At 49.4% G+C, this 19,656-nt stretch carries 13 protein-coding genes, 1 tRNA gene and 2 pseudogenes; 8 read left to right on the top strand and 8 right to left on the bottom strand.

From position 1 onward, the window contains the following. Positions 1-46: 46 nt before the first annotated feature. The 8 genes from CIK92_RS09345 to CIK92_RS09310 all read left to right on the top strand — a co-directional run bounded on the left by CIK92_RS09345 (position 47) and on the right by CIK92_RS09310 (position 6,493). Positions 47-1,567, top strand: a complete 1,521-nt coding sequence (locus CIK92_RS09345; protein WP_094388917.1) for a carbon starvation protein A — start codon at positions 47-49, stop codon at positions 1,565-1,567. A gap of 7 nt (positions 1,568-1,574) precedes the next feature. Next, positions 1,575-2,069, top strand: coding sequence for an outer membrane beta-barrel protein (locus CIK92_RS09340; RefSeq protein ID WP_094387470.1), 495 nt, complete (start codon positions 1,575-1,577; stop codon positions 2,067-2,069). 5 nt (positions 2,070-2,074) lie between these two features. Further along, on the top strand, positions 2,075-2,686 hold the full coding sequence (gene recR, locus CIK92_RS09335; RefSeq protein WP_094387469.1) for a recombination mediator RecR: 612 nt from the start codon (positions 2,075-2,077) through the stop codon (positions 2,684-2,686). Positions 2,687-2,688: 2 nt separating this feature from the next. Then, positions 2,689-3,117: a hypothetical protein gene (locus tag CIK92_RS09330; protein ID WP_094387468.1), complete on the top strand. Its 429-nt coding sequence runs from the start codon at positions 2,689-2,691 to the stop codon at positions 3,115-3,117. After that, entirely contained in the window at positions 3,092-4,273 is a 1,182-nt protein-coding gene (locus CIK92_RS09325) for a glycosyltransferase family 2 protein (RefSeq protein ID WP_022311492.1), read from the top strand. Before CIK92_RS09330 ends, CIK92_RS09325 begins: the two co-directional genes overlap by 26 nt. Further along, on the top strand, positions 4,254-4,778 hold the full coding sequence (locus tag CIK92_RS09320) for a GNAT family N-acetyltransferase (protein ID WP_094387466.1): 525 nt from the start codon (positions 4,254-4,256) through the stop codon (positions 4,776-4,778). Before CIK92_RS09325 ends, CIK92_RS09320 begins: the two co-directional genes overlap by 20 nt. Positions 4,779-4,851: 73 nt before the next feature. Then, positions 4,852-4,925 (top strand) — tRNA-Asp (locus tag CIK92_RS09315). A 413-nt stretch (positions 4,926-5,338) separates the two neighbouring features. Next, a complete protein-coding gene (locus CIK92_RS09310) occupies positions 5,339-6,493 on the top strand; it encodes a site-specific integrase (protein ID WP_094388916.1) in 1,155 nt (384 codons plus the stop codon). Between the two features lie 125 nt (positions 6,494-6,618). Here CIK92_RS09310 and CIK92_RS09305 read toward each other — a convergent pair whose 3' ends face one another. The 8 genes and pseudogenes from CIK92_RS09305 to CIK92_RS09265 form a co-directional block, all read right to left on the bottom strand. Continuing rightward, a complete protein-coding gene (locus tag CIK92_RS09305) occupies positions 6,619-8,427 on the bottom strand; it encodes a hypothetical protein (protein WP_094388915.1) in 1,809 nt (602 codons plus the stop codon). Then, complete coding sequence (locus tag CIK92_RS09300) at positions 8,424-12,620, bottom strand: phage tail tape measure protein (RefSeq protein WP_094388914.1); 4,197 nt, start codon at positions 12,618-12,620, stop codon at positions 8,424-8,426. The genes CIK92_RS09305 and CIK92_RS09300 overlap by 4 nt, the downstream gene beginning before the upstream one ends. 1,809 nt (positions 12,621-14,429) lie before the next feature. Beyond that, positions 14,430-14,837, bottom strand: a pseudogene (locus tag CIK92_RS14075) (N-acetylmuramoyl-L-alanine amidase); the annotation flags it as partial. Then, complete coding sequence (locus CIK92_RS09285) at positions 14,837-15,082, bottom strand: hypothetical protein (RefSeq protein ID WP_094388911.1); 246 nt, start codon at positions 15,080-15,082, stop codon at positions 14,837-14,839. The pseudogene CIK92_RS14075 and the gene CIK92_RS09285, both read right to left, overlap by 1 nt. Before the next feature lie 18 nt (positions 15,083-15,100). Next, entirely contained in the window at positions 15,101-15,928 is an 828-nt protein-coding gene (locus CIK92_RS09280) for a hypothetical protein (RefSeq protein ID WP_094388910.1), read from the bottom strand. 4 nt (positions 15,929-15,932) lie between these two features. Beyond that, positions 15,933-16,667 carry a hypothetical protein gene (locus CIK92_RS09275; RefSeq protein ID WP_094388909.1) on the bottom strand — a complete coding sequence of 245 codons (735 nt, stop codon included), beginning with the start codon at positions 16,665-16,667 and terminating at the stop codon, positions 15,933-15,935. Positions 16,668-16,734: 67 nt separating this feature from the next. After that, positions 16,735-17,592: a DUF6712 family protein gene (locus CIK92_RS09270; RefSeq protein WP_094388908.1), complete on the bottom strand. Its 858-nt coding sequence runs from the start codon at positions 17,590-17,592 to the stop codon at positions 16,735-16,737. A 140-nt stretch (positions 17,593-17,732) separates the two neighbouring features. Further along, positions 17,733-18,803 (bottom strand): annotated as a pseudogene (locus CIK92_RS09265) (zincin-like metallopeptidase domain-containing protein); the annotation flags it as partial. Positions 18,804-19,656 lie beyond the last annotated feature (853 nt).

Genomic DNA, 19,656 nt, shown 5'->3' with positions numbered 1-19,656 from the left:
AAAATCTATTAACTTTGCAACAAATATAAGCTAAATTAGCGGAAAGATGATTTCTTTTATAATGGCCTTGATAGCCCTCATACTCGGCTATTGTATTTATGGGCGTATCGTCGAGCGCGTGGCCGGTCCCACCGACAACCCAACCCCAGCCATCAGCCACGCTGACGGCATTGACTATATCGCCATGCCTTCATGGCGGGTTTTTATGATACAATTTCTAAACATCGCCGGAACAGGTCCTATCTTTGGTGCCATTATGGGTGCATGGTATGGTCCAGCCGCCTATCTCTGGATAGTATTTGGCTGTATTTTTGCAGGCGCCACGCACGATTACTTTGTGGGAATGTTAAGCATACGCCACGGCGGTGCCAACATGCCGGCATTGGTGGGCACCTATCTGGGAACAACAGCCAGAAGGATAATGCTCGTCTTCTCTGTCTTCCTGTTGCTCATGGTCGGCGTTGTGTTTGTATATAGCCCGGCTCTACTTCTGAAGAATTACTGCCTCACCACCACATGGTGGGTCATCATCATCTTCGGTTACTACATTCTGGCGACAATCCTTCCCATTGACAAGGTAATAGGAAAGATTTATCCATTATTTGCCATTTCGCTCATATTCATGGCATTTGCACTTATGGTCATGCTATTTGTCAAGATGCCGGCTTTACCCGAGATATGGAGCGATCTGGAAGCCTCTAACAGGAACACCCCTACCTCGCTGTTAGGCACAGATACATTCTTCAGCAACAACCCCTTGTTTCCTTGCCTATTCCTAACTATTGCCTGTGGAGCTATAAGCGGCTTCCATGCCACACAAAGTCCGCTCATGGCGCGCTGCATCACATCTGAGCGTTTGGCACGCCCCATATTTTACGGTGCTATGATAACCGAAGGCATCGTGGCCTTGATTTGGGCAGCAGTATCTTCATACTTCTTCTACTATGGCGGCTGGCGCGAGGTGGTTGACCCGCAGACTATCTGTGATTTCCTGGCACAGGCAAACGATGCTGACAGCAAATCACTGATACAATACTTCACCGCTCCCGACGTAGTCAACAATATCTGTACGGGCTGGCTGGGAGTAATAGGAGGACTGCTGGCCCTGCTGGGAGTGGTCGCCGCTCCAATCACCAGTGGAGACACCGCTTTTAGATCAGCCAGACTCATCATAGCAGAGGCAATGAATGCCAGCCAGAAGCAATTGGGCAAGCGGTTTATGATTGCTTTGCCATTATTTGCCGTCGGACTGGGCTTGCTCGTATGGCAGATAGAAAACAAAGACGGTTTCAACACCATCTGGCAATGGTTCGGATGGTCAAATCAGACTCTGGCAGTCTTTGCCTTATGGACTATCACGGTATATCTGGCCAAGCAGCATAAGTGTCACTGGTTCACATTTGTGCCAGCGGCATTCATGACAATGGTATGTACGACTTACATCCTCATCAGCGACAAAGCCCTGCATCTCCCAGCTGGCTTAAGCTACACATTAGGAGGGCTGCTTACCGCTGCGTTGACGATTATATATATAATATGTTATAAGAAACAAACAACAAAAAGATAACATTTGCATTATGAAGAAAATAGTATTATCATTAACGATGCTTGTTGTCGCACTGACAGCCAGCGCACAGTTTCAACAAGGTAAAGGATATATAGGCGCTTCGCTTAGCGGACTCAACCTATCATACAACAGCGAGAACGGATTGAACCTCGGCGTACAGGCCAAGGCAGGTTACCTGTTTGCAGACAATTGGATGCTCTTGGGCGAGGTAGGCTATGACCACTATGGCAAAGACAAGATAGCTGACCAGGCAGCAATAGGCGTGGGATTCCGTTATTACATCATCCAGAACGGTCTCTTCCTCGGCGCAAATTGCAATTTTGTGCACAGCAATCATAACTACAACGACATTATGCCCAGTGCTGAAGTTGGTTATGCCTTCTTCATCAACCGCTCGGTAACCATCGAGCCTTCAGTGTATTACAAACATTCATTCAAGGATAGCGACCACTCCACAATCGGACTTAAGGTGGGCATCGGCGTTTACCTGTTTGACGATTAATCGCGGTGGAACAGCAATATCCATCGACCCTATTGGAAAAAGCCGTCTCCGAGTTCTCCAAACTACCAGGTATCGGGCGCAAGACAGCACTAAGACTTGTACTGCACCTCTTACGGCAGAGCGAAGAAAGCGTTGACGGTTTCACCAGCGCCATCGGCACTTTGCGTCATAATGTAAAGTATTGCAAGGTGTGTCACAACATCAGCGATACTGACATCTGTCCGATATGCTCTGATGCACATCGCGACACAAGGACAATATGTGTAGTGGAAAACATCCGCGACGTGATGGCGATAGAGAACACTCAGCAATATCGGGGACTATACCATGTCTTAGGTGGCATAATATCCCCGATGGACGGCATCGGCCCTGGAGATATAGAGATAGCTTCGCTCGTAGAACGCGTGGAGCGTGACGATATAGGCGAAATCATCCTGGCACTCAGCCCCACAATGGAGGGCGACACAACCAACTTTTATATATCCAGAAAATTGGCACACACAAATGTGAATATCAGCGTCATCGCACGAGGCATTTCTATCGGCGACGAATTGGAATATACCGACGAAGTGACACTGGGCCGTTCTATACTCAATCGTATTCCTTTCAGCAAATAAAAATGGAAACTATTCAGAAGAAATTACAACTCATATTTTGGATTCCAATCGCACTTTCGGCAATCATAATTGTATCAGGCGAGTTGGACATCATACCCAATGGCATCCTGGCCAATGACAAGCAAGTGGAGTTTGTCATCATGTCAATGATGGAGATTCTCACGATTATTGCGATTCCTGTAGCCTTGAAACTCTTCAAGTTCAAAGCCATCGCCAACAAACTGGCTTCTGACACCTTGCTTCATTTCGAGCGTTGGGGAATTGTACGACTATGCCTGCTTAACGTGCCCATGGTAATCAATCTGGTATGCTACTACCTTTTTGTCGGTGCCGGCTTTGGGTATCTTGCCATCATCCTGTTCCTGAGCCTATTCTTCGTATATCCATCATTGTCGCGCTGTTACAATGAAACTGACGGTCATAATAGTTAACTACAACGTAAAGTTTTATGTGGAGCAGTGCCTATACTCGTTGCGCAAAGCGCTAACGGGAATAGATGCCGAAATATGTGTTGTCGACAATTGTTCGAATGACGGCAGCATTGATTACCTCAAGCCGCGTTTTGATGACGTTGTTTTCATCCAAAACCAAGAGAACCTGGGGTTCTCACGCGCCAACAACATAGCCATAAGGCGCTCCCAAAGCAAGTACGTGCTCCTGCTGAATCCGGACACAATGGTAGGCGAAGACACCATTCGCCAAACTATCGCGTTTATGGACAGTCATGAGCGGGCTGGTGCTTTAGGAGTCAAGATGCTAAACACAGACGGCAGCGTGGCCAAAGAATCACGTAGAGGCATACCCTCGCCTGCCACTGCCTTCTACAAGATGTGCGGGGTGTGCGAACGCTTTCCAGCTAACCGGACATTTGCCCACTATTATATGAGCTACCTCCCATGGAACGAGGCTTCCAAAATAGAGATTGTAAGCGGTGCGTTTTGCCTGCTGCGCAAATCTACGCTGGAAGATGTAGGCCTGCTCGATGAAGACTTCTTCATGTATGGAGAAGACATAGATTTGTCGTATCGCATACATAACAAAGGATGGGATGTATGGTATTACCCGACAGAAATACTCCACTACAAGGGGGAAAGCACGCAAAAAACATCGTTTCGCTATGTGCACGTGTTTTATGAGGCAATGCTTATATTCTTCAACAAGCATTATTCCCACCTGAGTTTTCTTTTCTCTCTTCCCATACAAATGGCAATTTACTCGAAGGCACTATCTACTCTGATTAGTGTCAAAATGAGCAAATTCTATTCAACCTTCAAAAACGAGAAGCTCAAAGTGGCTGCCCCCATAAGCTACATTTGTGTCGTACCCATGGAGAATAGAGAACTGTGTAATAAAATCGCATCTGCAAACGGCTTAGACCCAAACTACATTACAGATTTAGATGACATAGAGTATAACGAACTCAACGAGACAGCCCTTACATATATTATATATGATGTGTCTGCCTTTGCCCTTCAGCAGATATTCAAGAGTGCGACATCGTCTGCCCACCCAAGAGTGAAGATGGGCTTTTTCAACCCATTGTCGCATACGATTATCACCGAAAAAAATGTATTCAATGACCAATAGCCTGCCAACAGTCAAGCTAAGAGCTTTAGAGCCAGAAGACTTGGAGTTCTTCTATAGTATAGAAAATGATCCCGAGTTATGGGATGTGAGCGACTATACGACCCCGTATTCACGATATGTCCTGCATGACTTTATTGCCAACAGTACATGCGACATATATAAAGACGGCCAAGTAAGGTGGGCCATCGAAAACGAAGAAGGCGAGGTTGTGGGCATGATAGACCTAACCAATTTTGACCCACATCACTCAAGAGCCGAGACGGGAATCGTCATTGCTAAAAAATACAGAAGAAACAAGTATGCCTTATCAGCCTTGCTACAGCTGATCAGTTATGCTGGCAGTGTGCTACACCTTCGCCAACTTTATGCACTCATAAATACTGACAATGAACGTTCTGTGTCTTTGCATGAATATGTCGGCTTTGTCAAAGGGACAATACTTAAAGATTGGTTCCGCACTTCAAACGGTTTTGCAGACGCATATGCCATGCAATTATTTTTATAAAAATATGCGCAAGTATTTGGTGGATTAGAAAAATATTACTACCTTTGCACTCGCAAATAAGGAACAGGTAACTGGTGCGTTAGTTCAGTTGGTTAGAATACATGCCTGTCACGCATGGGGTCACGGGTTCGAGTCCCGTACGCACCGCAAAAAATTATCCCCATGTATCGAGAGCGTTCAACTTACAAAGTCGGACGCTCTTATTTTTTTACCCCTTCATAAGGTGTAAGTAACTGATAATCAAGAGAGCCAACTTTGCGCTTCACGGCCAGCAGGGTGAAAAATAATGTTCAACCTGCGAGAATGCAGACAAAGGACAAAAAAGCGAAAAAGGACATGATTGGACATTTTGTTACCGATTTTGTTACCAAAGTAACCTCAGTTTTTGTTACCAACCACCCAAAAACGGGATTTTGGGACTGCCCCCGAATGTGGTAACAAAAATCACTGAGAAGCGGAAACAAGTACTGACAAACGGCTTAAATCGCTTAGAGAAAGAGGATTACCACAATCCCGACTCGTTTTCCTGCGTCTGCCACCCCGCGCAAAGTAAAAGGCAAATGAAAAAAGATTTTGTTACCGTCATCTATGACAGGAAGAAGGAAGTAGCAAAAACCGGACGCGGCAAGGTCGAAATCCGTATCTACCTCGGCAATGGTGTTCGGAAGTATGTAACCGTCAGCAGCTGTGACCCCTTTGAGTGGAAGGAGCTTCAGTACAGTGAGGAGTTAAAGACACAGGTTAGCATCTACAGGCACGTTGTAGAAGCCATGATAAAGAATGGTGAAGAGCTGACCATTGAGAACATAGACCTTCATATTGGCAAGGATACAGCCAAGAAGAAGGAAAATCGTGACATGCAGAAAAGAAAAGCCTCTAAGACTGGCTTCATCGACTTCATGATTGAGCAGATTGCCAAGGAAGATATTGTAGCAGCCACTCAGCAGCGCAAGCGTGTCACGATGGATGCCATGAAGCGCTTCGGTAGGTTGAACAGCTTCGCAGACATCACCCCAAAGAACGTGAAGGCCTTCGACGACTTCTTGCGCACTGAATGCAATCGTACACAGCCCACCATTCACAACTATCATAAGATACTGAAGATGTACACGCGGTTGGCTGCACAGATGTACTACATCCCTATGGATCCTTACGAAAGCCCCCTCTGCAAGTTTGAGCGTGGCAAGTACAAAGTTCGCCGTCCGCTGACAGAAGATGAGCTGCTTGTATTGCGTAAGCAAAAGATGGGCGAAAAAGAAGGGCGTGTTCGTGACCTCTTCGTGTTCTGCGCCTACACTGGCCTTGCCTATGTGGACAGTCAGAACTTCGACTTTGAGACCATGACAGAAATCGTCAACGGCCAGGCTTACATTGATGGCAAGCGTGTGAAGACAGGTTGCAACTTCTTCACCCCCATCCTTCCCCCTGCCATGGAAGTGCTGAAGAGGTACAACTACAAGCTGCCTCACATCAGCAATCAGAAAGCCAATGACTACCTGCATGTCATTGAGGTGCTATGTAAGCTACACAAGCCGTTGACTACCCATGTTGCCAGACACAGCTTCGCTACGCTTGCTCTCTCATATGACATTCCTATCGAGAATGTAGCTCGTATGATGGGCCACACCAACATAAAGACAACACAGGTGTATGCCAAAATCCTGAAGACCACTGTCGAAAGGCATTCCGTGAATCTCGCCTCAGTCATCAAGTAAGTGGTAACAAAACAAAGAAGAGCGTTGCAGTTCAGACTGTTACGCTCTTCTTTTGTTTAGTTTATGTTACCGATTTTTGTTACCGAACGACTTTAGTAACACAAAATCCAGCCTTTTTGTTACCACTATAGCACCCGATAGCACACCATCTTCAGTAGCTGCGACATTCCTGTTTCGGCAGAGAACGTCGCAGTTATCTTTTCTGCCATGTACTTTTTGCCGTGGATGTAGAAGATGCTGCGCACGTCCGGGATAGCCCCGTCCTTGACAAGGAACTTGAATGTGAACTTGACGGACTGGTCTATGTGGTAGTTATTCGTGCGTGTCTCAGGCTTCTCTGCTCCAGTCAGCCGCATGGAGTAATGCGCCTGGATAAGCAGATTAAACTGATCCATCATGTACGGGTCAATGATTGGTATCGGCATCTGTGGCCATGTACGACGGAGGTTGCCATCCCAGAAGCCCACATAAATCTTATCGAAGAACTCTTCTTTCTTCTCCTTCTCCCCGGCAGAAATCGTGTTCACCGCCTGCGTCTGGTTCTCATCCTTATCCTCCGCATCTTCCGTATCGTCGCCGAGCGTGCCACATTCCATGAATATAACATCCCCTCGTGTCATGTCCGTATGGTCGATGCACACCGGCACGATGCGCAACTCTTCCACCTGTGCGTCCTCACTGCGGTTGACGATTTTCTGCCCGAACATATTCACGGGCTGCAGACGCATATAGTGATGTATCACCTTGTTAATCGTCTGCGTCCTGTAGCACTTCAAGACATAGTAGCTGCTCTCCGCTCGGCAGACGTGCAGTGAGTTGTAGTATCTATGGTTATAAGGCCCTGCGCAGTCCATGTACGAAGCCAAGCCACTTTGCATGGCAGCGATATTCGTCCACGACACCTTCGGCAGCTGTCCTATTGCCCAGTCACATGAATAGTACTTCCACATCTGATGGCTGCACTCCGCGTATGCCAGGTTTTTCTGCTCGATATAGTTGTCATTCGTTGACTGCTCCTCACTGGAAATCTCAACCTGATGTTCCTCCACCACGTTCGAAATGACCACCGTATTCATCTGGTCAAACGTCTGCGAGTTGAGCGAGAACCATACTGACTTCCCTTTCTCGTCAATGTGGAACTCCCCATTCAGGAACAGCTCCACCTGTTCCAGGAACTCCGTCACCGTCCAATGCGGGAGCACCGACTGGAAATTACGTATCTGCCACACCATCGGCAGCACGTTACAGATGATGATATGCCGCCACTGCGTCCGCTCCAATGCCCTGAAATCGTAGGTGAAGCCAAAGTACTTGAAGATTTTTTTGAGTACATTCAGCAGATACGGCATCCCCACGATGGACGCATCATAATCGCGGCTACCCTCCGTGTAGTAATAGATACCCGGTGTCGTCTGTGCCGTCAGTTTGTTCTGCATGTTCCCCGTCGTGTTGTTCACCCACGGCAGGCACACATATCCTTCATACTCGCCAATGCCATCTTCTTCCGAGTCCTCCTTTATCTTGTCATAGGAACGCATGTAGTAGTCTGCAGACCAATGCGCGAAGTCATGCACGTTCCACATCGGGATTTGATTGATATAAATGTCATCGAAGGAAGAATAGTAATTCCGCTCTGAGCGCCCTTCAAGGAATTGCGTTTTCACCTCCAGCTCTGAGATTTCCACGATTGACACACTTCCGTACTTATGGAAGTTTGCATCGTGAATCTCACATTCCAGCAGCAGCTTGTCAAGATTGCTGTCCTTGCGGTAGATATGCCCGAATATGTCAATGTTCCTGGCACATCCTTTCAGTGGAAACGTAATCGACAGCGTATAACTGTCAGCTCCCGTGAAGAAGCGGTTTTCCATGATGAAATCAAACGACGTGCCTTTCTTCAGCACTGCCTCCTTTTTGTTTATGATGATAGTCATGTCCTACGAGATTTTGGTGTTTTGTTACGAATCAGCTTTTCATATTCATCCTGTGCCTGTTTGATGCCTGTTTCCCCTGTCACGCTGTTGACAGTCAGGAACGGCTCATCAAGACGCTCACGGAGCAGTCGGATTGTCTCTGTCAGCCCATTGTCAGAAGGAGCTTCTGGCACGTTCTGCACAATCACCTGTTGCGGTACCGACTGCGAGCGCACAGCAGAATTTGCCAGCACCGCAGGAGCCGTAATCGACGAAGACACATCCGCTGCCGAGAGTGAGCCAATGGTGTTCGTCCGCTGCGCATAGTCCAGTGCTTCAAGAATGGGCCGTGTAGCTGGATTGTGCACCAATCGTTGCGAAGCCACCCATTCCCCGGCATGGACGACACCCACCGGCTCATCAACGCGACCTTCAGGCGTGAAGCCACCAGAGGCATAGCCCTGTGCTTCCGAAGCCTGCTGCTGTTTCTTAATGGCTGCTACCTGTAACATACCCGCTGCCACTGCTGCTGCCGCTGCTATAGGAGCCATGATGAAACCCACCAAAGGGATTGCCGCTGCAGAGCCATACGCATTGATGGCATTCGTAGCCGTCTGCGCCACAGCCTGGATCACCTGCATAGCAAACATCTTCTTGTTTGCCTCGTTCTTCGCTTTGGCAATCTCCTTCTCCTTTTGCTTCTCCAGGCGTTTGATTTTGTAGTTATTCCCTTCTGCAAGCGAAATCTCACGGTCGTATTTGCGATTGATGGCTGCTGTCTGTATCTCCAGTTCTGCCTGAACAATCGTTGTCAGCTGTTGGAACACGCTGCTCATTGACGACGTGAACACATCGAGCGTGCCACTCACCGCCTTTCCGAAGTCCGACTCCAGGAACTCCATCATGTCCTCGTTCCATTGCAGGAGCCATCCCTTGTTATTTTCTGCCCCCTCGATGTTATACTGCTCCATGAGGGCCAGCCGTGCCTTCTGATATGCTTCTTCGATGCGCAGCTTCTCTTTGGCATTGTTTCCGGCAGCGATGATTTCACGGTTATATACCTCAGTCAGCAGGGCGAGGTCGGCAGCATACTTCGCCTGACGCTCCGAAGGATTGTCCCCGAAGTATTTGTCCTTCATCTTTGCCAGCTCGTCCTGATGCTTTTTCTCCGCAGCCTCCGTCTCACGCTGATGCCGTTGCTGATTAGCCACCAGTTTATCCTGCAACTGCTTTTGGATTTGCAGCTGCTCCTTGGAACCCTCTGCATACAGCGAAGCCATCTTGCGCAGGTGGTCCATTTCCATCTGCTCCAATGTCTCTTGATACACCGCTGAAGACACCTCTCCGTCGATGAACCTCTGCTTTTCAATCGCCACCTTCTCATTGTATGCAGCCTGTTCCTCCTCGATGGTCAGCTTATTGTTATTCTCAGTCTGCTTCTGCACCGCCTCGTAGTAAGCAGCCTGAATGGAAAGCCGCTCATCCGAAGAGAGGTCAGTATGTTCCAGTTTCTTCTTGTTGAAGTCCACCTCAATCTCCAGCATCCGCTTGGTATAGGCTATGTAGTCCTTCTCGCCTGTAGCGTAAGCGATGCGGTTAGTGGCTTCCTCCCTTGCTTTCCAGTCCTTTTCTGCCTGAAACTTATCGGTAGAGCCGCCACCGGTGTCCGTAGTGGGCGTAGGAGTAGGCACATTCCCTGTGCCACCGCCGCCACCATCATCCACATTCATGCCTGCTTCTATGGCCGCGTCGATATCCTTCTGATACGGTTGCCATTTACGATTCACCCGTTGCTCATGCACGCGCGTACTGATATACTGACGGATGTAGGCAGTAGAAAGGTCGCCTAATGACGTGTCTAACTGGTTCTCCACACTGTTATAATATCCTTCCCTTTGCCTTTGCGGTCCGATATGATTTTTGAAAACAGCATCCTGTAGTGACCTGACGTTCATGTTCCCCTTGGAATACTCTTCGTCCACGGCAGCTTTCAGCCAGGCACCAGTCATGGCCGTACCCTTTTCCCGTGCCACCTTGTCATAGTCTGCCAGTCGCTGTGCTTCCCAGCCATAGCGTACACCCACGTTCTCCTTCAAGTCCTTCTCTTTGGCTTCCAGCAGTAACTTCGAACGAAGATTGCGTACTACCTCAGCATAGGCATTCGCCAGATCCTGCGCCGTTGATTTCTCAGTCAGCAGATGTGAAAGATACGGGCGAAAGCGTGAATTAAACTCATTGATGAGCGCATTCCGTTTCTTGCTGCCGATGTTCTCGCTGTCAATCGCCTCCTTCAGACGTTTTACAGCCGATGTCTCTTCCCCGATTTTCCCTTCCACCGCCTTGATTTCCGTAGCCGCTTGTTTAGATTCACGCTTCAGTCGTTCCTGTTCCTCCCGGGCAGAGCGCATACGGGACTGCCATGCCGCTATTGCCGCCACCGCTGCCACGAGAGCCGTAGCTAATAATCCAAACGGATTCGCTTTTACGGCCGCATTCAGCAAGCGCGTGGCAGCAGCTGCCCGAGTCGCATTGCCAGCCACCTTGTTATATGCGACCGATGTAGCCAATACTAGCACGTTATAGATAGGCAGCAGCACATTTCCAGTGCGGACTATCAAGTTCCATGCCGCATGAGCAGCAGCCAGTGCCTTTGTGCGTATCGTGGCCAAGTTCACCGCCACATTATACACACCGATGGCCACCGCTGCCGAAATGATTTCCACCTTGTATTTACCAACGAAGTCCACGAAGGTAGATAGCAAGCGCAGTAAGAGCGTGGTAGAAGAAAGCACATGTCTCATGACCGGTTGCAGCTTCTCACCCAGCTCTACCGCCATTTCCGTTACACGCTTGCGAGCTTTGTCAAGTCCAGCCTGCACCGTATTGTTCTGCACGTTGTATTCTTCCGTGACCGAGTTCGCTTCCTCAAAAGCCTTAGTCGCTTCCTCCTGCTCCCAGCGTATCATTTCCAGATTACCAGCCAGTGCAGAAATCACCTGAGCTGCACGGGCACCATTCTCGCCCATGTCTTTGAAGACAGGAGCCAGCACGTCGATGTTACCCAAGGAGTGCAATTGCTCCAGGAGCATCAGCAGGCCCTCATTGGTGTTCCGTGTGACCGTCTCTTTGAATTTCTGTGCATTCAGCCCAGTAGCCTTGATGATTTGGTCCTGTTGCTTGAACATGTCCATAATCACCTTCGACACGGCAGTAGAAGACATTTCCACCTTCTGACCTTGTGAGTCCAGCACGGCAGCAAGCCCCATGATTTCAGGTATTGTCATTCGCGCCTGTGCGCCGACACCCGCCATTCGTTGTGCGAAATTAGCGAGGTACGGAGCCGATGCCGTACAGTTCTGCGAAAGTTCATTGATGACAGAACCCACGGCAAGCAAAGCTTTCTCCGTGCCCAAGCGTTCCTCGTCGCCGAAGATGTTAGTCAGCTTCGAGAGCGTCAGTGTAGCCCCATCTCCAAGCTCATCAAGAGCCACGTTAATCTGATTGGCAGCGCGGACAAATCCCAAGACATCCTCCTGTGAAGTCTTACCCAGCTTACCTGCTTCTTCAGCCAGTTTATTCAAGTCCTCACGGGCAGTTCGTGTGTCAATCTTCTTGAATTCCTCGTTCAGCAGCTCCACCTGTTCCGCAGTCATTCCTGTGAACTTGCGGACATTCGCCATTTCTGCGTCCATGTCCGCATACGCTTTCACGGCAGAGCGCCCCGCCATGACAAGCCCCGTCACGGCAGCAGCACCTGCAGCCAGTGTCGTCTGCCAGTCATTCATCTTTCGGTTAAAGCGGTCCCAGAACCCCTCACTGTCCCGCAGTTGGTCGTTCACCGCTTTAAGCTCCGCCTTCACCCGTTTGATTTTATCCGTTTGTGCCTTCCACGCTTCACTGCCTCGCTCGATGTAGTCCAGCTGGCGGTTGAGCGTTTGAAGTGCCTTGTTTAGCTCACGCGGTGTAGCCTTGTCAAGATTACGCATGACATGCTCCACCTGCTGTGTTGCCGATTCAATCTCACGGATTTGCCGTTTGGTGTCCGTGAGTTCCTTACGCAGGCGCTTCAGGTCGGTTTTGTTGCCCGTGGCAGCAGCCTTGGCGATAGCCGATTCCAACTGCAAGGCATTTTGCCGCAGTTGTGAAAGTGTCTGTTGCGCCTGTTGCCCGTTTATCTGCAACTCCACAGTTGCTTTCGATGTCAAATCACTCATTTTTCGCTGATAAAGTTTGTTTATGGCGCAAAAATACCGCTTCAGAAACAGCCAGGAAAAGACGTAAAACGGCTTAGAAAAGACCACAAAAGCGTAAGAATTTGCAGGGCTTTAAGAGATTTTTGAGTTTTTCAAGGACTCAAAAATCGAAATGGCTGTGTATCAATACAATGGGGTCAAGGGGAAAAGGATTTTCCCCTTGTTTCCGCGAGAGCAGCCCCCGACCGCCCTGCGTTGTGTGTGCTTCCTCTGCCCCTCGTCTCGTGCGGAATATGTAGTCTATGCGTGAGCCGAAAGCCTTCCGAAAGCGCGAAAAGTCTCATCAAGCCACAAAGGGCAAAAGTCTCTGCCTTTGCTGACTGCCTTTGTGATATTGCCCACCTCCGAAAAGGGCAAAGGGTTTCTAATCTCCGCAAGCCTATAGGGTTTCTGCTTTTGCTGACCGCCTTTGCTCTGCCATATCGCCCGAAATGGGCAAAGGGTTCTAATCTCCGCAAGCCTATAGGGTTTCTGCTTTTGCTGACCGCCTTTGCTCTGCCATATCGCCCGAAAAGGGAAAAGGGTTTCTAATCTCTGCAAGCCTTTAGGGTCTCTGCCTTTGCTGACTGCCTTTGTGATACTGCCCACCTCCGAAAAGGGCAAAGGGTTTCTAATCTCTGCAAGCCTTTAGGGTCTCTGCTTTTGCTGACTGCCTTTGCTTTGCCACTATCGCCCGAAAAGGGCAAAGGTTTACGGCACTTTAGGAGTGCGCTATGTACCCCTCGCCCTCATCGGGCGGTAAGATGCTGTCGGGCGTGTGTGAAAGTGTTGATAGCAATACCTTGCTACCTGCACTTTCATACTTGCCCGTACCTTATTATATCTCGCGTGTGCGCGTGATAGCCCCGATGTGCGGTAATGCCTTCCCCTGCGTATAGATGCAATCCATAGCACGGGAAGGTGTTACGGCACTAAGGGAGGAACCGTAAGGAAAAGATGATGCCCATAGCGCCAGTAGTGCAGAGAGACGGAGGCAGTCAAACAAGAAGATGAGCGCAGCGGTACCCATAGTGTGTGTGCCAGTGAGCCACAGCGGAAAGGATATGAAAAGGGCTGCATCTTGTTCGATGACGTGTCACCGAATGTGATACAGCCCCATATCCTCTTCGCCGTGAAGCGAGCCAACACTTACTAAGGGTACATCTTCCTGTTTGCAGCCGTAGGCGAACAAGCGGAGGGTTGCTATGAAGACATCATCCCTTTACGGATAAGCCAAGCCAGTGCCGCTATGACGATGGCGGCTATGGCTATTAAAGATAGTGGCCATCGAGCAGATGGCACCTTCTTCTCTTTCGCTTTTACATTCGAGGTGTGCCTGGAATGTTGCGTGCTGCTGTCGGTGCTAACCGTGATAACGCTACTGCTGTCGGCAGTGTTCGACTGAAGGCGCAAGCCATGAATAATTACTTTAGTACCATTAATGCGCGGATGCGTAGGAGTAAGGCGCGGTAGCGATGTCCCCGTGCGCTGAAGCGCAGGATTTGCGAGGGTTGCTCCCGAGCAAGCTCCACTGCCGCTGATGTTGGAAGTCCGCTCGATGCAGCCTGCTCCATCGGCGGTTTCCAACATTTGCGGCATAGACAGCGACGTAAGCACGATGCTGTCGATATTCAGGACAAGGCTCTGCAGGAACTTGTCAGTAGCGAGAGAAGTGGTAGATGTAGAAGCTGTTTCCAGCCTCGTGCTATCTACCTTTTCTACGAGCGTCCGCTGCGTGGATTTACACGCAGAGAGGAAGATGCAAGCAAATACAAGAAGTATGACCATTGTCAGTTTCTTGTATTCCAGCGTGGCATTGAAAGAAGGGCAAGCTTTAGCAGCGAAATCCCGATGCCCGTGTATCGTGGCATGAGGGAAGCGTTTGTGAAGTTCCGTCAGGAGTTTCACGAGAGCCTCCTTCTGTTCGGGAGTTCGTGTGTCCTTGGGAGTACGCCCATCAGTGGCACAGCCACCGATGTAGCATACCCCTATGGAGTGCTTGTTATGCTTCAGGCAATGCGCTCCCATCTGTTCCAGCGGACGTCCAGCGTGAACGCTTCCGTCGCGATAGACCACGAAGTGGTAACCTATCGTCCGGAAGCCGCGTGCCTTGTGCCAGCGTGTGATGTCCGCAATGGTGAAATCTCTTCCTTCCGGCGTAGCCGAGCAATGAACTATGATCTCATTTATGGAGCGCATTACTCTTCCTCCTTTTTTTCATTCATGTTCTGCAGTTTCTTCTGCAGAGAAATCTTCTGCGATGTGAACATGGCACCTACACCCAGTATAGATGCCGTGAGCAGCAGGAACTGAGCTATGAGGTACAAGACAGAGTCATGTACCTCACCAGGAGGAGGGGTGCAGAACCCCGCGATGCCGAAGCCAATGGCCGCAATGAAAGCAGCCACGGCGATGAAGTACTGAATTTTAGCTGATGTTTTCATAAGGCATAGAATTGATGATTAGATAATGCCCAACTCTTTGAGTTCGGTGGAAAGAGCATCCGATGGAGCGGTAAGCTGTCCGTACAGGTCAGCGATGGAAGCCTTCAGTTTCTCTGAAGGCTGCTTCTTATAGCGACCCTTAGCCAGGTTTATCTGGCGAAGGATGTTCTTTTGGAGCTGCCGCGCTTCTTCGTTGATGACGACTTCAGCCTGAGCACTGGGCAGCGAGGTGGTTGCAACACCTCCCTGTCCAAGGGAAGCAGTTGCGCTGCTTTCCGTGTGCTCCGGCTTGAAGTTATCATACGCCTGCCAATTACGGTGATACCGCTTATCCAGTTCAATCAACTCTTTGAGGAACGGATAGCGGTCGGAATCCGGGCAGGTGGCATTTGCTGTTGAGAGATTGCGCAGCTGCAGATGCAGTTCGCGCATTTTGCGCATGATGTCCGCATTTTCAACGAAGAGTGCCTGAATCTCAGCAGGCAGCGTGTCATGGTCGGCACGCTTGCCGGCTCTGAACTGCTCCGCCTCCGTGCTGGGCGTGTAGCCCTGCTCCGAGGTGGCAGCAGGTGCTTTATCCAGAGCGTGCTCTACCGCTATGCTATCGACTTTCCGCTGCATGTCCTGTACCTCCTCGTGAGTAAGGTCTTGCAGTCGGTATTGGAGATAGCGATTGATTTTGAACTCTATGAAATCAGCGTGCCGCTTGGGGTCGCGGCTGATGTTCCGATAGAGGATTTTGTTGTTCGTCAACTGTAGGAGGAACAACGCCCCCTGTTCGTAATCCCTTTTCTCGGCAGGTGTGGCCATCCACTCCTGCAATTTGAGTGTAAACTGTTTATCCATAAGATTATGATTTAGAATGTTTCTTCATATCCTCGTAATCGACTGCCTTGGCTTCAAGCTCTGTGAGCGCACGCCAGCAGTCCATTTGCAGCACCTCTTTTTCTTTGGTGATGTCCCCGCCCGTCAAGGCGCGGATCTGCGTATTCATGTTTTGCTGAAGCTCTTTGAACGAAAGCATGGTGGAACCGTTCTCGTCCGACTTCTCCATCTTGAAGAAGTGCGAGAACATATTGGCGAACCATCGTTTCAACGATGTGAACCAATAGAAGATGTTGATTTGTTCCACCTTTGAAAGATGAATATGCTTCGTCTGATACATGACAAGTGCCATGTCATGCAGCAGCTCTTCGCGCTGTGTCTGGAGATACCCTTGATAGAGATTATCAAGTGCCAGGAAATCCCCGAAACTGACATTCTGAAAATCAGCCCTGACAGGGCGGTAAATCCCAATCCGCGACAGACGGACTGGGTATTGAGGGAAATCACCGAGCCATGCCAATGCCTCAGTGCTTTCACAGATTTGCAGTGTAGTAAGGGGATAATTCTTCTTATGATGACGCACGATAAAGACAGCGCCTTCCCTGCGGACAACTTTCAGCTGTCCCCAGCGAAGCAAGCATAAGGTCTTTATCTGTGTCAGTGAATACTCGCCTTGCAGTAACCGGAAGACAAAGCGAAGCTCCTTGTCGGGCAGTTCCTGCCACGACTTCGGAATGATTACATTTAGTATTTGACGCATACAAAAAGCCGTTTATCTGCTGCGAAGGTAGACAAACGGCCTGTATGAGGAAAAGACAGAAGGAGTGTCAGAACCAATAGCCCAGACTCTCCTTTTTATTCTCGAAGACAGCAGGGGCATAGAGTTCGGCGGTCGCCGACGAATGCCATTCAGGGAACTCCTCCGGGTTGTCTCGGATGGTGTTCACTATGTCGAAGAGTGCATCATGTTCAAAGTGCATCGACGCGGTAGGGTCGCTGTTTAACAAGCAGCGCACCTCTACCGCTTGGAGAATGCGACAGATACTTTGATGGCGTGTTGAGCGGTACTGCCCTGACAGTACCTCAGAGCGAAACACCTCCAGTTGTTCTTTGGAAAGGTATTGCCTGGCAAAGAACTCTTCCACCGGAATGACTGCACTGCGAAGCGCAAGGAATTTTTCCCAGCGACTTCCCGAAGGTTTCAGGAAGCGGAGCGTGACATCCATGTTAGGGAACATCGTGGCAGAAAAGAAGCGCCCTTGCACCGATTCTGTCCACCCCTTAAAGGCTGTGAGTAAAGGCTGAAACTGCATGAGCAAGCGGTCGCGATGCTCCAGCAGCGAAGCCATCAGCCTTTCGACGCGCTCTTTGCTTGCCGGAGCGATATTACTATTGCTGACGATGCCGAAGCCGTTAGGCGTAAGAATGACATCCAAGTGCGGGATAGCACGGTGGAAAGCATCGTAAGCAGCGATTTGGCAGGCGAGCATACGGGTCGTATGCGAAGCCTCCAAATCAGCGATGGCCGACAGCACCTCCTCCGAGGTGAAATTATCCTCCAGCCATTTCTCAGTTGCGCTGAGAAATGGGGTCATCTTGTCGAAGAGCAAAGCTTCTCCCTTCACGGTGGTCACCATGTTAGGTAGAAGCGACAAGAGTTGTTCGTTTGATGTAATGAGCTTCATAGGCAATCCATTTTTGACATGGCAAAAATACCGCTTAAAACAGCAGTACGGAAAGACACGAAAAAAGCCTGAAGCCGAAGCTCCAGGCCTTTCAGCGGTGAGGAACCGAATCAAGCAGCTTTCGCTGCCTGTTCGGAACATTCCTCAATCGCTTTCGTAATCATTGCCGATGCACGCTTGACATCGAGCAAGATTGTCTTAATGAACTGCGCATCCTCTTTCAGTGAAGAGAGCCATGATTTGATATAGGGTGCGCTATCCTGTTTGATATACTTGTCCATACCGAAGTACTGTGCCACCATAGCCGCTGTCAATTCAGCCACCAGCTCCTCCTTGGCATATTCAGCACTTCCGAACGAAGCTGGCTTCAGGCGATTCAGATGCTCCTCCGCTCCCGTGCTGTGGGCCATTTCGTGGAATGCCGTGCCGTAGAACGACTCCCCATTCTTGAACTGCGAGAACTCGGGCAGTATGATTTCCTTCTTTGAGATACTGTAGAAAGCATTGTCCCCATGCTTCTGCGTGATAGGACAAATCCAGCGATTTTCAGCCATCATCTTATCCATCGGTGCGAAATGATTCATTTCCCCCTCATGTTCGGGCTTCATACCGCCATTCTCCCGGACAATCTTCTCGTAGATTTCAGGCCGAGCCTCCTTGATGTTTGTCTGATCAATGTTGAAGACATTGTACACCTGCATCTTCGGATAGACATCATACTGTGCCCTCTCGCTTTCGGAAAGCTGCTTGTACTCCTCGTACTTAATCTTCTCCTTCGTGTCCTTATTAACGACCGTGAAGCAGGTAAGGAAAACTGGGAAGCTCTTCTCACCCTTTTTGACGGACACCATCGGACGCTTATTGCCCTCTGCATCCACGGCTGGCACATTGCCCACCGACGAGCGATTGTAATTCATCCCCATCACTCTGTCAAAGGTGCAGAAGACAGGATATTTGTAGCCTTCCTTTTCACAGTGCATCAAGAGCATCATGCTATTCATGCCATTGTAGTGTCTGCCGCTGAGATTCTTCGGCCATGAAAGGCCTCCATCCGTGAACCACGGCTTTTGCCAATCACCCATGATGGACTCAATTTTCTCAATCATCATCTCTGCGAAGAGATTCAGTGCCCTTTCCTGTGCGCTTTCGCCCTGGGAACCTGCGCTTGCCTTTTTAGCATACGCTCTACGTGTCTTTGTTGTAGTACTCATAATTTTGAGATTAAATTGTTAATACTGCAGGCTTAGGAGCCTTAATTTTTACGTGCATAAAAGAGTAAGCAAGGAGAAGCAATGTAACGGCAAGGAATTAGCGCACTTTTTTCACCTTCAGGACATAGTAAATGTTTTGCGGCTTGTCCCAAAAGATTTTGAAAAAAGTTCGGTAATAAGAACTTGGGACTGGTACTTGCCAAATTGCGCTTGCACTACCTTTGCAAAGGAAAAATAAGGCGGGCTGCAGTATGACAATATCAAAATGTACGAGACAGACACGAGTATGCTGCAAGCACCCAGCAGGTGCCAGATGCGCACGTAGGAAAGGAGCACTGACGCAGAGAGGAAAATGATGTAAAAGATTGTCCATTATGGCGGTAAAAAGCCGACGGAAGGATGCCGGCTGAAGAACTCAGGAATACGGCAGCACCAATGGCTGGGCAGATGCTCGCACCGTGAAAGGCAACAAATATCCCTGCACCTTGGAGATGGGGATGAAGTAGCCGGAGGTGGGACGGGATGTGCCAGACGGCAGAGGGTGAAGCGTGTGTCCGTGAAGAGTGAGAAATGCTTACCCCTTACCTGTAGGGCGTAGGACACAAAGGGGAAAAGAGATTAAGGAAGAGGAAACAAGTACAAGCATGATGGCACAGATGGCTGTCTGAAGATGCAGTGCCTTGGCGTGTACACAGACCAACAACAGGGGCACGGCTTACGCGAAGATGGGAGAATGCGCGGTGGAAAGCCAGACATTACGAGGGGACGCACTGGTGTAAGATGTTTATGGCGTGTCCTGTCACCCGGTAGCATAGGGACTGCACAGCATCAGAAGGAAATTGACCGAGTGCTG

The organism is Prevotella sp. P4-67, from assembly GCF_002251325.1.
GTDB lineage: Bacteria > Bacteroidota > Bacteroidia > Bacteroidales > Bacteroidaceae > Prevotella.
Note: the sequence above shows the minus strand (reverse complement) of the source record. Positions and strands in the feature narration are given on the sequence as shown.

Coding starts and splice junctions, on each gene's coding strand:
- CIK92_RS09345 (WP_094388917.1), top strand. CDS start 47: ATGATTTCTTTTATAATGGCCTTGATAGCCCTCATACTCGGCTATTGT.
- CIK92_RS09330 (WP_094387468.1), top strand. CDS start 2,689: ATGGAAACTATTCAGAAGAAATTACAACTCATATTTTGGATTCCAATC.
- CIK92_RS09325 (WP_022311492.1), top strand. CDS start 3,092: ATGAAACTGACGGTCATAATAGTTAACTACAACGTAAAGTTTTATGTG.
- CIK92_RS09320 (WP_094387466.1), top strand. CDS start 4,254: ATGTATTCAATGACCAATAGCCTGCCAACAGTCAAGCTAAGAGCTTTA.
- CIK92_RS09310 (WP_094388916.1), top strand. CDS start 5,339: ATGAAAAAAGATTTTGTTACCGTCATCTATGACAGGAAGAAGGAAGTA.
- CIK92_RS09305 (WP_094388915.1), bottom strand. CDS start 8,427: ATGACTATCATCATAAACAAAAAGGAGGCAGTGCTGAAGAAAGGCACG.
- CIK92_RS09300 (WP_094388914.1), bottom strand. CDS start 12,620: ATGAGTGATTTGACATCGAAAGCAACTGTGGAGTTGCAGATAAACGGG.
- CIK92_RS09285 (WP_094388911.1), bottom strand. CDS start 15,082: ATGAAAACATCAGCTAAAATTCAGTACTTCATCGCCGTGGCTGCTTTC.
- CIK92_RS09280 (WP_094388910.1), bottom strand. CDS start 15,928: ATGGATAAACAGTTTACACTCAAATTGCAGGAGTGGATGGCCACACCT.
- CIK92_RS09275 (WP_094388909.1), bottom strand. CDS start 16,667: ATGCGTCAAATACTAAATGTAATCATTCCGAAGTCGTGGCAGGAACTG.
- CIK92_RS09270 (WP_094388908.1), bottom strand. CDS start 17,592: ATGAAGCTCATTACATCAAACGAACAACTCTTGTCGCTTCTACCTAAC.